This window comes from Pseudomonas sp. LB3P25, from assembly GCF_054897985.1.
The window spans coordinates 1,220,459-1,233,877 of record NZ_CM142711.1; the positions used below are offsets into that span (position 1 = coordinate 1,220,459).

A 13,419-nucleotide genomic window follows, 5' to 3' on the forward strand; every position below is an offset into this window, starting at 1 on the left:
TTGCAGTGATATAGTTCGCCGCCAGTTCGGCCTGCCCAGGAGGTATGTGCTTTCGCGAGAAAGTCAGGCGTCCGAGTGAGAGGCTGCATCGCAAGGAGTTTAGATGAGTGCCGATAAAGCCTACGCGGTCGAGCTGAAGGGACTGACCTTCAAGCGCGGTGCGCGCAGCATTTTCAATAATGTCGATATACGTATTCCGCGCGGCAAGGTCACCGGCATCATGGGGCCTTCCGGGTGTGGCAAGACCACGCTGTTGCGGCTGATGGGCGCACAGTTGCGGCCCACCAAAGGCGAAGTCTGGGTCAACGGGCAGAACCTGCCGAAGCTATCGCGCAGTGATCTGTTCGATGCGCGCAAGCACATGGGCGTACTGTTTCAGAGTGGTGCTCTGTTTACCGATCTCGATGTGTTCGAGAACGTCGCCTTTCCGCTACGCGTTCATACCGAACTGCCGGAAGAAATGATCCGGGACATTGTCCTGCTCAAATTGCAGGCCGTGGGCTTGCGTGGCGCCATCGATCTGATGCCTGACGAGTTGTCCGGAGGCATGAAACGTCGTGTCGCGCTGGCCCGGGCAATCGCCCTCGATCCGCAGATTCTCATGTATGACGAGCCCTTTGTCGGCCAGGACCCCATCGCCATGGGCGTATTGGTGCGCCTGATCCGCCTGCTCAACGATGCGCTGGGCATCACCAGTATCGTGGTCTCCCACGACCTGGCCGAGACCGCGAGCATCGCCGATTACATCTATGTCGTCGGCGAAGGCCAGGTGTTGGGGCAGGGCACTCCCGAGGAGCTGATGAACTCGCAGGAGCCACGCATCCGTCAATTCATGACAGGCGAGCCGGACGGTCCGGTCGCCTATCATTTTCCAGCGACGGATTACCGCGCAGATCTTCTGGGGAAGCGTTGATGCGCAAGATTTCACTCATAGAGCGGGTTCGCCGGTTCGGCCACTCTGGCATTGATGTGCTGGGGGTGTTCGGCCGTTCGGCGATATTCCTGTTTCATGCCTTGCTTGGCCGCGGCGGCATTGGCGGCGGTTTTGGCCTGCTGATCAAGCAACTGCACTCGGTGGGCGTGATGTCCCTGGTGATCATCGTGGTCTCCGGGGTATTCATTGGCATGGTGCTGGCGCTGCAAGGCTTCAACATTCTATCCAGCTATGGTTCTGAGCAGGCGGTCGGCCAGATGGTTGCGCTGACGCTGTTGCGTGAACTGGGCCCCGTGGTCACGGCATTGTTGTTCGCCGGGCGCGCCGGTTCGGCATTGACTGCCGAAATCGGCAACATGAAGTCCACCGAGCAGTTGTCCAGTCTGGAAATGATTGGCGTCGACCCGCTCAAGTACATCATTGCCCCGCGCCTGTGGGCCGGCTTCATTTCCCTTCCCGTGCTGGCGATGATCTTCAGCGTGGTGGGTATCTGGGGTGGTTCGTGGGTGGCTGTCGACTGGCTGGGTGTCTATGAAGGTTCCTACTGGTCCAACATGCAGAACAGCGTGACCTTTGCTGACGATGTGCTCAATGGCATCATCAAAAGCATCGTTTTTGCCTTTGTCGTCACCTGGATCGCCGTATTCCAAGGCTATGACTGCGAGCCCACTTCCGAGGGGATCAGTCGTGCCACGACCAAGACCGTGGTGTATGCCTCTTTGGCTGTACTCGGCCTGGACTTTATTCTGACCGCCTTGATGTTTGGAGATTTCTGATGCAAAACCGCACCCTGGAAATCGGTGTCGGCCTTTTCTTGCTGGCTGGCATCCTGGCTTTGCTGTTGCTGGCGTTGCGGGTGAGTGGCCTGTCCCCGAGCGCAACCACCGACACTTATAAACTTTATGCGTATTTCGACAATATCGCCGGTTTGACTGTCAGAGCTAAAGTGACCATGGCCGGTGTGACCATCGGCAAGGTTACGGCGATCGATCTGGACCGCGACAGTTTCACCGGTCGAGTGACCATGCAGCTGGAAAAACGCGTAGATAACCTGCCGACTGACTCCACTGCATCTATCCTGACCGCTGGGCTGTTGGGCGAGAAGTACATCGGTCTCAGCGTGGGCGGCGAAGAAGGCTTGCTCAAGGATGGCTCAACCATCCACGACACGCAGTCGTCGCTGGTACTTGAAGACCTGATCGGTAAATTTCTGCTCAATACCGTTAGTAAAGACGCCAAATGAGGAGCTTTTGTATGATCTCTACCTTGCGACGTGGCCTGTTGGTATTACTCGCGGCCCTGCCGTTGATGGCTAACGCCGTGGCAGCGCCCTCGGCGCACGATATCGTGCAGGACACCACCAATCGGTTACTTGCCGATCTGTCGGCCAATAAAGAGAAGTACAAGCAGGATCCGAAAGACTTTTATGCCGCGCTGGACAGCATCGTCGGACCTGTTGTGGATGCCGAAGGCATTTCCAAGAGCATCATGACGGTCAAGTATTCGCGCAAAGCCACGCCTGCGCAAATGAAGACGTTTGAAGAAAACTTCAAAAAAGGCCTGTTCCAGTTTTATGGCAATGCGTTGCTCGAGTACAACAACCAAGGGATCGTCGTTGACCCTGCCAAGGATGAGTCGGGAGACCGTACAAGCGTTGCCATGACGGTCAAGGGCAGTAACGGCGCGATCTATCCAGTGTCTTACACACTCGAAAAGATCAATGGCGAGTGGAAACTGCGCAACGTGATCATCAACGGCATTAACATCGGCAAGCTGTTTCGTGATCAATTCGCTGATGCGATGCAGCGCAATGGTAACGACCTGGACAAGACCATCAATGGTTGGGCCGGGGAAGTCGCCAAAGCCAAGGAAGCCAGCCAGAAGCAAACCACTGAGACGCAAACTCAATGAGTGTGTCGGCCATTCGCATAAGCGAATCCGGCGAGCTGACGCTTAGCGGCATGCTGGATTACCGCACCGGCCCCGGCTTGCGCAAGCAGGGGCAGGCGCTGATCAAGTCCAGCAAGGCCGCTGCACTGGTGGTCGATTGCTCGGCAGTGTTGAAATCCAGCAGTGTCGGCTTGTCGCTGCTGCTGTGCTTCATGCGTGATGCGGAGGCGGCCGGCAAGGCGCTGAGCATCCGCGGGATGCCAGAAGACATGCGCGAAATCGCTCAGGTCAGCGAAATGACCGAGCTGTTGGCGCATCCCTAACCGCATCTATAAAGAAGCCCCCCGTCAGAGTCCTGCTTCGCGGGGTTCGCAGGCGCGGGGCTTTTTTGTATGATGTCCGACCCGCGCGCACAGGGCGCCGATTGAGGTTGAGCATGCAGGCCAACGAAGTAAAGAGCTTCCTTGAAGGAAAGCTGTCTGATTCTCTGTCACAAGTGCAGGTAGAAGTTGAAGGCGAAGGCTGCAACTTTCAGCTGAACGTGATTAGCGATGAACTGGCGGCGTTGAGCCCGGTGAAGCGTCAGCAGCAGATCTATGCCCATTTGAACCCATGGATCACCGATGGCAGCATCCATGCGGTCACTATGAAATTTTTCAGCAGCGCGGCCTGGGCCGAGCGCACCTGAACCCAAGGGCGTCGAGATTCTTATGGATAAATTGATTATTACCGGTGGCGCTCGTCTTGATGGCGAGATCCGCATTTCCGGGGCAAAGAACTCTGCCCTGCCGATCCTGGCTGCAACCTTGCTGTGCGATGGCCCGGTGACTGTTGCCAACCTGCCGCACCTGCACGACATCACCACCATGATCGAACTGTTCGGTCGCATGGGCATTGAGCCGGTGATCGACGAGAAACTCAGCGTCGAAATCGACCCGCGTACCATCAAGACCCTGATCGCGCCGTACGAACTGGTTAAAACCATGCGTGCGTCGATTCTGGTGCTGGGCCCGATGGTTGCCCGTTTCGGTGAAGCCGAAGTCGCACTGCCTGGCGGTTGCGCCATCGGTTCGCGTCCGGTTGACCTGCACATCCGTGGCCTCGAAGCCATGGGCGCGGTCATCGACGTCGAAGGCGGCTACATCAAGGCCAAGGCGCCTGAAGGCGGCCTGCGCGGTGCGCACTTCTTCTTCGACACCGTCAGCGTGACCGGTACCGAAAACATCATGATGGCGGCCGCTCTGGCCAAGGGCCGCAGCGTTCTGGCAAACGCCGCTCGCGAACCTGAAGTCATCGACCTGGCGAACTTCCTGATCGCCATGGGCGCCAAGATCACTGGCGCCGGCACCGACACCATCACCATCGATGGCGTCGAGCGTCTGCACCCGACCACTTACAAAGTGATGCCTGACCGTATCGAAACCGGGACCTACCTGGTTGCAGCTGCCGTGACCGGCGGCCGTGTGAAGGTCAAGGACACCGACCCGACGATCCTCGAAGCCGTTCTGGAAAAACTCCGTGAAGCCGGCGCCGAAATCACTTCGGGCGAAGACTGGATCGAGCTGAACATGCACGGCAAGCGGCCAAAAGCCGTTAACGTGCGCACCGCTCCGTACCCGGCGTTCCCGACCGACATGCAAGCGCAGTTCATCTCGCTCAACGCCATTGCCGAAGGCACCGGTGCCGTGATCGAGACGATCTTCGAAAACCGCTTCATGCACGTTTACGAACTGCACCGCATGGGCGCGAAGATCCAGGTCGAAGGCAACACCGCCATCGTCACCGGTACCGAGAAGCTGAAAGGCGCGCCAGTCATGGCCACAGACCTGCGTGCTTCGGCCAGCCTGGTGATCTCGGCGCTGATCGCTGAAGGTGACACCCTGATCGACCGCATCTACCACATCGACCGTGGTTACGAGTGCATCGAAGAGAAACTGCAGATGCTCGGCGCCAAGATCCGCCGCGTACCGGGCTAGTTTCTGCTGCATGGGCGCAGGGACGCGCTCGTTGATTTGTTGAAGTCGAGCCGGTTTCCGGCTCGATGTGTGTCCGGCGCCATTTGCGACCGGGCATGAGTACCTTGATAAGGACTGACGTTTCCCATGTTGACCATCGCACTGTCCAAGGGCCGCATCCTTGACGACACCCTGCCGCTTCTGGCTGAAGCGGGCATCGTGCCGACCGAGAATCCGGACAAGAGCCGCAAGCTGATCATCCCCACGACTCAGGCCGATGTGCGCCTGTTGATCGTGCGCGCCACCGATGTGCCGACTTACGTCGAACATGGTGCCGCTGACCTGGGCGTCGCCGGTAAAGATGTGCTGATGGAATACGGCGGCCAGGGTTTGTACGAGCCATTGGACCTGCGAATTGCCCTCTGCAAGCTGATGACCGCCGGCCGTGTCGGCGATGTCGAGCCCAAGGGCCGCCTGCGTGTGGCGACCAAATTCGTCAACGTTGCCAAGCGCTACTACGCCGAACAGGGCCGTCAGGTCGACATCATCAAGCTCTATGGCTCGATGGAACTGGCGCCGCTGATCGGTCTGGCAGACAAGATCATCGACGTGGTCGATACCGGCAATACCCTGCGCGCCAATGGTCTGGAACCCCAGGATTTCATTGCCGACATCAGCTCCCGGCTGATCGTGAACAAAGCTTCGATGAAAATGCAGCACGCCCGTATCCAGGCGTTGATCGACACCCTGCGCAAGGCAGTGGAGTCTCGACACCGCGGCTGATTCACCTGCGCGACGTTAAGTCGCGCCCGTCTATCCGCCTCATAGCCAGAATTCTCAGGTGCCCAAGCGGATCGGCTGCTAGCTTACGGCACCTGAGTTTTTTGCCATTCCTATGAGGCTCTCGCTATGACCGCACCGACTGCAATTCGCCGACTCAACGCTGCTGACCCGGATTTCGCACATCATCTGGATCATCTGCTGAGCTGGGAAAGTGTGTCTGACGACTCGGTCAATCAGCGGGTGCTGGACATCATCAAGGCCGTGCGTGAGCGTGGCGATGCGGCACTGGTGGAATTCACCCAGAAGTTCGACGGCCTGCAAGTCGCATCCATGGCGGACCTGATCCTGCCCCGTGAACGCCTGGAACTGGCCCTGACCCGAATCACCGTGCCTCAGCGTGAAGCGCTGGAAAAAGCCGCGTCCCGAGTACGCAGCTACCACGAGAAACAGAAACAGGACTCCTGGAGCTACACCGAAGCTGACGGCACCGTGCTGGGCCAGAAGGTCACGCCGCTGGATCGCGCCGGCCTGTATGTACCGGGCGGCAAGGCGTCTTATCCTTCCTCGGTACTGATGAACGCGATTCCAGCCAAGGTGGCCGGCGTGACCGAAGTGGTTATGGTGGTGCCGACACCTCGTGGTGAAATCAACGAGCTGGTGCTGGCCGCAGCTTGCATCGCCGGCGTCGACCGCGTGTTCACCATCGGCGGCGCTCAAGCGGTCGCCGCGCTGGCCTATGGCACTGAAAGCGTGCCGAAGGTCGACAAGGTGGTCGGTCCGGGCAACATCTACGTCGCCACCGCCAAGCGCCACGTGTTTGGTCAGGTCGGCATCGACATGATCGCCGGCCCATCCGAAATCCTCGTGGTCTGCGACGGCCAGACTGATCCGGACTGGATCGCCATGGACCTGTTCTCCCAGGCCGAGCACGACGAAGACGCCCAGGCGATTCTGGTCAGCCCGGACGCCGAGTTCCTCGACAAGGTCGCCGCCAGCATCGCCAAATTGCTGCCGACCATGGAGCGTGCCGAGATCATCGAAACCTCGATCAAAGGCCGTGGTGCGCTGATCAAAGTCCGCGACATGGACCAAGCCATCGAAGTGGCCAATCGCATCGCGCCGGAACACCTTGAGTTGTCCGTTGCTGACCCTCAGGCCTGGCTGCCGAAGATTCGCCACGCCGGCGCGATCTTCATGGGCCGTCACACGTCCGAAGCGCTGGGCGATTACTGCGCAGGTCCGAACCACGTGTTGCCGACCTCCGGCACCGCGCGCTTCTCCTCGCCGCTGGGTGTGTACGACTTCCAGAAACGTTCGTCGATCATCTTCTGCTCCGAGCAGGGTGCGTCGGAACTGGGCAAAACCGCCTCCGTGCTGGCCCGTGGCGAGTCGCTGACTGCCCACGCGCGGAGCGCCGAATACCGCATCGTTGATGAGCAAAAGGGAAACTGAGCATGAGTAAATTCTGGAGCCCGTTCGTCAAGAATCTGGTGCCTTACGTGCCGGGCGAGCAGCCGAAACTGGCGAAACTGGTGAAGCTCAACACCAACGAAAACCCGTACGGACCATCGCCAAAAGCCTTGGCGGCGATGCAGACCGAACTGAACGACAACCTGCGTCTGTACCCGGACCCGAACAGCGATCTGCTGAAAAACGCCGTGGCTACTTATTACGGCGTGCAGGCCAATCAGGTGTTCCTTGGCAACGGTTCCGATGAAGTCCTGGCGCACATCTTTCACGGTTTGCTGCAACACGACAAAGCAGTGCTGTTCCCGGACATCAGCTACAGCTTCTATCCGGTCTACTGCGGGTTGTATGGCATCACGTACGACGCGGTGCCGCTGGACGAACAATTCCAGATCAACCCGGCAGACTACGCCAAGCCGAACGGCGGGATCATCTTCCCCAACCCGAACGCGCCGACCGGTTGCCTGTTGGCACTGGACGCTGTGGAGCGGATCCTCAAGGCCAGCCCGGATTCGGTGGTCGTGGTGGATGAGGCCTACATCGACTTTGGCGGCGAAACCGCGATCACGTTGGTAGACCGTTATCCGAACCTGCTGGTGACCCAGACCTTGTCCAAATCCCGCTCGCTGGCCGGCTTGCGGGTGGGGTTGGCGGTGGGGCATCCGGACTTGATCGAGGCGCTGGAGAGAATCAAGAACAGCTTCAACTCCTATCCGCTGGATCGTCTGGCGAATGTCGGTGCTGCGGCGGCGTTCGAGGATCGCGGGTACTTCGACAAGACGTGCCGCTTGGTCATCGAGCATCGTGAGTGGGTGGTTGCCCAACTGGAAGCGAAGGGCTTTGAAGTGCTGCCGTCGGCGGCGAACTTCATTTTCGCCCGTCATCCGCAGCACGATGCGGCTGGTCTCGCGGCGAAATTGCGCGAGCAAGGCGTGATTGTTCGGCACTTCAAGCAGGAACGGATTGCCCAGTTCCTGCGGATCTCCATCGGCACACCGGAGCAGAATCAGGCGTTGATCGACGGCCTCGGCGACCTGTAAATCAACACTGACCCTGTGGGAGCGAGCCTGCTCGCGAAGGCGGTCTGACATTCAACATAGATATTGAATGTTATGGCCTCTTCGCGAGCAGGCTCGCTCCCACTAGGGTTTTGTGCTGACTTCTTACTCTTCTTCTTTCTCTTTAACCGGCGCAGGTGGCGGACGCAAACCGATCTCTGCGGTGAGCTTGAGCTCTTTGCCGTTGCGCATCACCTGGATCGTGACCTTGTCGGTGGGCTTGATCCGCGCAACCTGGTTCATCGAACGGCGACCATCGCCAGCCGGCTCGCCGTCGATGCTGAGGATCACGTCACCCAATTGCAGGCCAGCCTTCTGCGCCGGACCGTCACGGAAAATCCCCGCGACCACAATGCCCGGCCGTCCCGACAGACCAAATGACTCCGCCAGTTCCTGGGACAATGGCTGCACTTCGATGCCGAGCCAGCCGCGAATCACCTGGCCGTGTTCGATAATCGACTTCATCACTTCCATGGCCAGCTTCACCGGGATCGCGAAACCGATGCCCTGCGAACCGCCGGATTTGGAGAATATCGCCGTGTTGATGCCGGTCAGGTTGCCGTTGGCATCCACCAGCGCACCGCCGGAGTTGCCGGGGTTGATCGCAGCGTCGGTCTGAATGAAGTCTTCGTAGTTGTTCAAGCCCAGCTGATTGCGCCCGGTGGCGCTGATGATGCCCATGGTCACGGTCTGGCCGACGCCGAACGGGTTGCCGATGGCCAGGGCCACGTCGCCGATGCGGATGTTGTCGGAGCGCCCGACGGTAATCGATGGAAGATTCTTCAAGTCGATCTTCAGGACCGCAAGGTCGGTTTCCGGGTCGCTGCCTATCACCCGGGCCAGGGTTTCACGACCGTCCTTGAGCGCCACCACGATCTGGTCGGCGCCGCTGGTCACGTGGTTGTTGGTCAGCAGGTAACCTTCCGGGCTCATAATCACGCCTGAACCGAGGCTCGATTCCATGCGCTTCTGCTTGGGCGAGTTGTCGCCGAAGAAGCGGCGGAACTGCGGGTCCTCGAACAGCGGATGGTTCGGTTTGTTGATGACTTTGGTGGTGTACAGGTTGACCACCGACGGCGCGGCCGTGGTGACCGCGTCGGCATAGGACACGGGGCCTTGTTGCATGGTGGTGGTTTGCGGGGCTTGCTGCATGTTGACGTCGAGGCTCGGGAGCCCGACCCACTGCGGGTAACGCTGGATTATCAACAGAGCGATAAGCACGCCGGCCAACAGCGGCCAGCCGGAAAAACGCAGCGCTTTGAGCATTAAGCACGTCCTGAGAGGTTGCAGGCGGTATGAGACCGCCCATAATGTCGCGCATTATACGAGGCGAAGCGTGCCTCTGAACGGGATATTTAGGAGTCTTTTATGGCCGTCGCCCTGAGCACCCTGGTCGAAGAAGCCGACCGTTACCTTAGCAGCGCAAAGATTGCCGATTACTGCCCCAACGGGTTGCAAGTCGAAGGCCGGCCGCAGGTGATGCGCATCGTCAGTGGCGTCACCGCCAGCCAGGCGTTGCTCGACGCCGCAGTGGAAGCCAGCGCCGATCTGGTGCTGGTGCATCACGGCTATTTCTGGAAGGGCGAGAATCCGTGCATCACTGGCATGAAGCAGCGTCGGTTGAAAACCCTGCTCAAGCACGATATCAGCCTGCTGTCCTACCATCTGCCGCTGGATCTGCACCCGGAAGTCGGCAATAACGTGCAGCTGGCACGTCAGCTGGACATCACCGTCGAAGGCCCGCTGGACCCGGACAACCTCAAAGTTGTCGGCCTGGTCGGTTCATTGAGCGAACCGGTGACACCCCGCGATTTTGCCCGTCGCGTACAAGAAGTCATGGGGCGCGAGCCGTTACTGATTGAAGGCAGCGAGATGATCCGGCGCGTTGGCTGGTGCACCGGTGGCGGTCAGGGGTACATCGATCAGGCCGTGCTGGCTGGCGTCGACTTGTACCTCAGCGGTGAGGCGTCCGAGCAGACCTTCCACAGCGCCCGGGAAAACGACATCAGCTTCATCGCCGCCGGCCACCATGCCACCGAGCGCTACGGCGTTCAGGCCCTGGGCGATTATCTGGCGCGCCGTTTCGCCCTTGAGCACATCTTCATCGATTGCCCGAATCCCATCTGAATCACCCCCCTATCCACTGTGGGAGCGAGCCTGCTCGCGATGGCTGCGTCACATTCGACATTGATGTGACTGACACACCGCTATCGCGAGCAGGCTCACTCCCACAGGGCCCAGTACACCCGAACAGGCAGGTATATTCATATACCCTTTCGATCTAGTCGACGACCTGATTAGAAGAGGTCGCTGTGCTAGGATTCCCCGCTCGAACACGGCCCGCTGGCCGTCCATAAGATCGTTTTCGTGAGTAGCCATGGTCGACAAACTGACGCATCTGAAACAGCTGGAGGCCGAAAGCATCCACATCATCCGCGAGGTCGCCGCCGAGTTCGATAACCCGGTGATGCTGTACTCCGTCGGTAAAGACTCCGCCGTGATGCTGCACCTTGCGCGCAAGGCATTCTTCCCGGGCAAACTGCCGTTCCCGGTGATGCACGTCGACACCCGGTGGAAGTTCAAGGAAATGTACGCGTTCCGCGACCGCATGGTCGAAGAACTCGGCCTGGACCTGATCGTGCACGTGAATCCCGAGGGTGTTGCGCAGGGCATCAACCCGCTGACCCACGGTAGCGCCAAGCACACCGATATCATGAAAACCGAAGGCCTCAAGCAGGCCCTCGACAAGTACGGTTTCGATGCCGCTTTCGGTGGTGCCCGTCGCGACGAAGAGAAGTCTCGTGCCAAAGAGCGCGTGTATTCCTTCCGCGACACCAAGCACCGCTGGGACCCGAAAAACCAGCGTCCCGAGTTGTGGAATGTCTACAACGGCAAGGTCAACAAGGGCGAATCGATCCGTGTGTTCCCGTTGTCGAACTGGACCGAACTGGACATCTGGCAGTACATCTACCTCGAAGGCATCCCGATTGTGCCGCTGTATTTCGCCGCCGAGCGCGACGTTATCGAGATGAATGGCACCTGGATCATGATCGACGACGAACGTCTGCTCAATCACCTGAGCGATGAAGACAAGGCGCGTATCGTCAAGAAGAAGGTCCGCTTCCGTACGCTCGGCGACTACCCGCTGACCGGTGCGGTCGAGTCCGAGGCCACCAGCCTGACCGACATCATTCAGGAAATGCTCCTGACGCGAACTTCCGAACGCCAGGGCCGGGTCATCGATCACGATGGCGCAGGCTCGATGGAAGAAAAGAAACGTCAGGGTTATTTCTAAGGGGTTGTCATGTCGCACGCATCTGATTTGATCAGCGAGGACATCCTCGCCTACCTGGGCCAGCACGAACGCAAGGAAATGCTGCGCTTTCTGACCTGTGGCAACGTCGACGACGGCAAGAGCACCCTGATCGGGCGCCTGCTGCACGACTCCAAAATGATCTACGAAGATCACCTGGAAGCCATTACCCGCGACTCGAAAAAAGTCGGCACCACCGGTGATGACATCGACCTGGCATTGCTGGTCGACGGCCTGCAGGCCGAGCGGGAGCAGGGCATCACCATCGATGTCGCTTACCGTTATTTCTCCACCGCCAAACGCAAATTCATCATCGCCGACACCCCTGGCCATGAGCAGTACACCCGCAACATGGCCACCGGTGCATCCACCTGTGACCTGGCGATCATCCTGGTCGACGCCCGTTACGGCGTGCAGACCCAGACCCGTCGCCACAGCTTCATTGCCTCGTTGCTCGGCATCAAGCACATCGTTGTCGCCATCAACAAGATGGACCTCAACGGTTTCGACGAAACAGTCTTCGAGTCGATCAAGGCCGATTACCTGAAGTTCGCCGAAGGCATCGCGTTCAAGCCGACCACCATGGCCTTCGTGCCGATGTCGGCGCTGAAGGGCGACAACGTGGTGAACAAGTCCGAGCGCTCGCCGTGGTACACCGGCCAGTCGCTGATGGAAATTCTCGAGACCGTCGAGATCGCCAACGACCGCAATTACACCGATTTGCGTTTCCCGGTGCAGTACGTCAACCGTCCGAACCTGAATTTCCGTGGTTTCGCAGGTACCTTGGCCAGCGGCGTCGTGCACAAGGGCGACGAAGTCGTTGTGCTGCCGTCGGGCAAGAGCAGCCGCGTGAAATCCATCGTCACCTTCGAAGGTGAGCTGGAGCATGCCGGTCCTGGTCAAGCGGTAACGCTGACCATGGAAGACGAGATCGACATCTCCCGCGGCGACTTGCTGGTGCACGCCGACAACCTGCCGCAAGTGACTGACGCCTTCGACGCCATGCTGGTGTGGATGGCCGAAGAACCAATGCTGCCGGGCAAGAAATACGACATCAAGCGCGCCACGAGTTACGTGCCGGGTTCGATCACCAGCATCGTCAACCGCGTTGACGTGAACACCCTGGAAGAAGGTCCGGCCAGTGCGCTGCACTTGAACGAAATCGGTCGGGTCAAGATCAGCCTCGACGCGGCCATCGCGCTGGACGGTTACGCGAGCAACCGCACCACTGGTTCGTTCATCGTCATCGATCGTTTGACCAATGGCACCGTCGCGGCCGGCATGATCATCGCTCAGCCGTTGAGTCATGGCACCAGCACGCATCACGGCAAACTGGCGCACGTCGCCACCGAAGAACGCGCCCAGCGCTTCGGCCAGCAACCGGCCACCGTGTTGTTCAGCGGTTTGTCGGGCGCCGGCAAAAGCACCCTGGCCTACGCCGTTGAACGCAAGCTGTTCGACATGGGCCGCGCGGTGTTTGTACTCGATGGCCAGAACCTGCGTCACGACCTGAACAAAGGTCTGCCACAGGATCGCGCCGGGCGTACCGAGAACTGGCGTCGTGCGGCGCACGTTGCGCGTCAGTTCAACGAAGCCGGTCTGCTGACCCTGGCAGCCTTCGTTGCGCCGAGTGCCGAAGGTCGTGAGCAGGCCAGGGAACTGATCGGGAAGGAGCGTCTGCTGACGGTCTACGTCCAGGCCTCTCCGACGGTCTGTGCCGAGCGTGACCCACAAGGCCTGTACGCGGCGGCCGGGGATAACATCCCGGGCGATTCCTTCCCGTACGACGTGCCGCTGGATGCCGACCTTGTGGTCGACACCCAGTCGCTGTCGCTGGAAGAAAGCGTCAAGCAAGTGCTGGATCTGCTGCGTAAGCGCGGCGCGATCTAAGCGTTAGCAGTAATAAAAAACCCGCCGATGAGTGATCATCGGCGGGTTTTTTTGTGTCCCTGAAATCGCCTTCGCGAGCAGGCTCGCTCCCACAAGATCAGTGTTTACCGAAGATCAACTGTGGGAGCG

General features: G+C 59.4%; 14 protein-coding genes. 13 read left to right on the forward strand and 1 reads right to left on the reverse strand.

Annotated elements, in window-relative coordinates; translation table 11 throughout:
* The first annotated feature begins 103 nt into the window (after nucleotides 1-103).
* From ACYZTW_RS05245 to hisC, 10 genes are all read left to right on the forward strand, one after another.
* Nucleotides 104-913 carry an ATP-binding cassette domain-containing protein gene (locus ACYZTW_RS05245; protein ID WP_059403257.1) on the forward strand — a complete coding sequence of 270 codons (810 nt, stop codon included), beginning with the start codon at nucleotides 104-106 and terminating at the stop codon, nucleotides 911-913.
* Nucleotides 913-1,710 (forward strand): lipid asymmetry maintenance ABC transporter permease subunit MlaE, encoded by a 798-nt coding sequence (gene mlaE / locus ACYZTW_RS05250; protein ID WP_008150745.1) that lies wholly within the window; start codon nucleotides 913-915, stop codon nucleotides 1,708-1,710. Before ACYZTW_RS05245 ends, mlaE begins: the two co-directional genes overlap by 1 nt.
* A complete protein-coding gene (gene mlaD, locus ACYZTW_RS05255) occupies nucleotides 1,710-2,177 on the forward strand; it encodes an outer membrane lipid asymmetry maintenance protein MlaD (RefSeq protein WP_008150743.1) in 468 nt (155 codons plus the stop codon). Before mlaE ends, mlaD begins: the two co-directional genes overlap by 1 nt.
* A gap of 11 nt (nucleotides 2,178-2,188) precedes the next feature.
* On the forward strand, nucleotides 2,189-2,845 hold the full coding sequence (locus ACYZTW_RS05260) for an MlaC/ttg2D family ABC transporter substrate-binding protein (RefSeq protein WP_462004012.1): 657 nt from the start codon (nucleotides 2,189-2,191) through the stop codon (nucleotides 2,843-2,845).
* Nucleotides 2,842-3,147: an STAS domain-containing protein gene (locus ACYZTW_RS05265; protein ID WP_462004013.1), complete on the forward strand. Its 306-nt coding sequence runs from the start codon at nucleotides 2,842-2,844 to the stop codon at nucleotides 3,145-3,147. Before ACYZTW_RS05260 ends, ACYZTW_RS05265 begins: the two co-directional genes overlap by 4 nt.
* A 113-nt stretch (nucleotides 3,148-3,260) precedes the next feature.
* The gene (locus ACYZTW_RS05270) at nucleotides 3,261-3,512 is read left to right on the forward strand and encodes a BolA family protein (RefSeq protein ID WP_038978976.1); all 252 of its coding nucleotides are present in this window, start codon (nucleotides 3,261-3,263) and stop codon (nucleotides 3,510-3,512) included.
* 22 nt (nucleotides 3,513-3,534) lie between these two features.
* A complete protein-coding gene (gene murA / locus ACYZTW_RS05275; RefSeq protein ID WP_150633264.1) occupies nucleotides 3,535-4,800 on the forward strand; it encodes a UDP-N-acetylglucosamine 1-carboxyvinyltransferase in 1,266 nt (421 codons plus the stop codon).
* 126 nt (nucleotides 4,801-4,926) lie between these two features.
* Nucleotides 4,927-5,562, forward strand: coding sequence for an ATP phosphoribosyltransferase (gene hisG / locus ACYZTW_RS05280; protein ID WP_007901570.1), 636 nt, complete (start codon nucleotides 4,927-4,929; stop codon nucleotides 5,560-5,562).
* A 126-nt stretch (nucleotides 5,563-5,688) separates the two neighbouring features.
* On the forward strand, nucleotides 5,689-7,014 hold the full coding sequence (gene hisD / locus ACYZTW_RS05285) for a histidinol dehydrogenase (RefSeq protein WP_462004014.1): 1,326 nt from the start codon (nucleotides 5,689-5,691) through the stop codon (nucleotides 7,012-7,014).
* A 2-nt stretch (nucleotides 7,015-7,016) separates the two neighbouring features.
* The gene (gene hisC, locus ACYZTW_RS05290) at nucleotides 7,017-8,069 is read left to right on the forward strand and encodes a histidinol-phosphate transaminase (RefSeq protein ID WP_462004015.1); all 1,053 of its coding nucleotides are present in this window, start codon (nucleotides 7,017-7,019) and stop codon (nucleotides 8,067-8,069) included.
* A gap of 123 nt (nucleotides 8,070-8,192) precedes the next feature.
* On the opposite strand, the gene algW is transcribed toward hisC, so the two are convergent.
* Nucleotides 8,193-9,353, reverse strand: coding sequence for a Do family serine endopeptidase AlgW (algW, locus tag ACYZTW_RS05295; protein WP_462004016.1), 1,161 nt, complete (start codon nucleotides 9,351-9,353; stop codon nucleotides 8,193-8,195).
* Between the two features lie 102 nt (nucleotides 9,354-9,455).
* Between algW and ACYZTW_RS05300 the strand changes: the two genes are divergently transcribed.
* The 3 genes from ACYZTW_RS05300 to cysN all read left to right on the forward strand — a co-directional run bounded on the left by ACYZTW_RS05300 (nucleotide 9,456) and on the right by cysN (nucleotide 13,290).
* Nucleotides 9,456-10,214 (forward strand): Nif3-like dinuclear metal center hexameric protein, encoded by a 759-nt coding sequence (locus ACYZTW_RS05300; protein WP_462004017.1) that lies wholly within the window; start codon nucleotides 9,456-9,458, stop codon nucleotides 10,212-10,214.
* Nucleotides 10,215-10,464: 250 nt separating this feature from the next.
* Nucleotides 10,465-11,382, forward strand: coding sequence for a sulfate adenylyltransferase subunit CysD (gene cysD / locus ACYZTW_RS05305; RefSeq protein WP_462004018.1), 918 nt, complete (start codon nucleotides 10,465-10,467; stop codon nucleotides 11,380-11,382).
* Between the two features lie 9 nt (nucleotides 11,383-11,391).
* A complete protein-coding gene (gene cysN / locus ACYZTW_RS05310) occupies nucleotides 11,392-13,290 on the forward strand; it encodes a sulfate adenylyltransferase subunit CysN (RefSeq protein WP_462004019.1) in 1,899 nt (632 codons plus the stop codon).
* Nucleotides 13,291-13,419: the final 129 nt, after the last annotated feature.

Bases quoted from the DNA above. Each gene is read 5' to 3' on its own strand.
- ACYZTW_RS05245 (WP_059403257.1), top strand. From the start codon at position 104: ATGAGTGCCGATAAAGCCTACGCGGTCGAGCTGAAGGGACTGACCTTC.
- mlaE (WP_008150745.1), top strand. From the start codon at position 913: ATGCGCAAGATTTCACTCATAGAGCGGGTTCGCCGGTTCGGCCACTCT.
- mlaD (WP_008150743.1), top strand. From the start codon at position 1,710: ATGCAAAACCGCACCCTGGAAATCGGTGTCGGCCTTTTCTTGCTGGCT.
- ACYZTW_RS05260 (WP_462004012.1), top strand. From the start codon at position 2,189: ATGATCTCTACCTTGCGACGTGGCCTGTTGGTATTACTCGCGGCCCTG.
- ACYZTW_RS05265 (WP_462004013.1), top strand. From the start codon at position 2,842: ATGAGTGTGTCGGCCATTCGCATAAGCGAATCCGGCGAGCTGACGCTT.
- ACYZTW_RS05270 (WP_038978976.1), top strand. From the start codon at position 3,261: ATGCAGGCCAACGAAGTAAAGAGCTTCCTTGAAGGAAAGCTGTCTGAT.
- murA (WP_150633264.1), top strand. From the start codon at position 3,535: ATGGATAAATTGATTATTACCGGTGGCGCTCGTCTTGATGGCGAGATC.
- hisG (WP_007901570.1), top strand. From the start codon at position 4,927: ATGTTGACCATCGCACTGTCCAAGGGCCGCATCCTTGACGACACCCTG.
- hisD (WP_462004014.1), top strand. From the start codon at position 5,689: ATGACCGCACCGACTGCAATTCGCCGACTCAACGCTGCTGACCCGGAT.
- hisC (WP_462004015.1), top strand. From the start codon at position 7,017: ATGAGTAAATTCTGGAGCCCGTTCGTCAAGAATCTGGTGCCTTACGTG.
- algW (WP_462004016.1), bottom strand. From the start codon at position 9,353: ATGCTCAAAGCGCTGCGTTTTTCCGGCTGGCCGCTGTTGGCCGGCGTG.
- ACYZTW_RS05300 (WP_462004017.1), top strand. From the start codon at position 9,456: ATGGCCGTCGCCCTGAGCACCCTGGTCGAAGAAGCCGACCGTTACCTT.
- cysD (WP_462004018.1), top strand. From the start codon at position 10,465: ATGGTCGACAAACTGACGCATCTGAAACAGCTGGAGGCCGAAAGCATC.
- cysN (WP_462004019.1), top strand. From the start codon at position 11,392: ATGTCGCACGCATCTGATTTGATCAGCGAGGACATCCTCGCCTACCTG.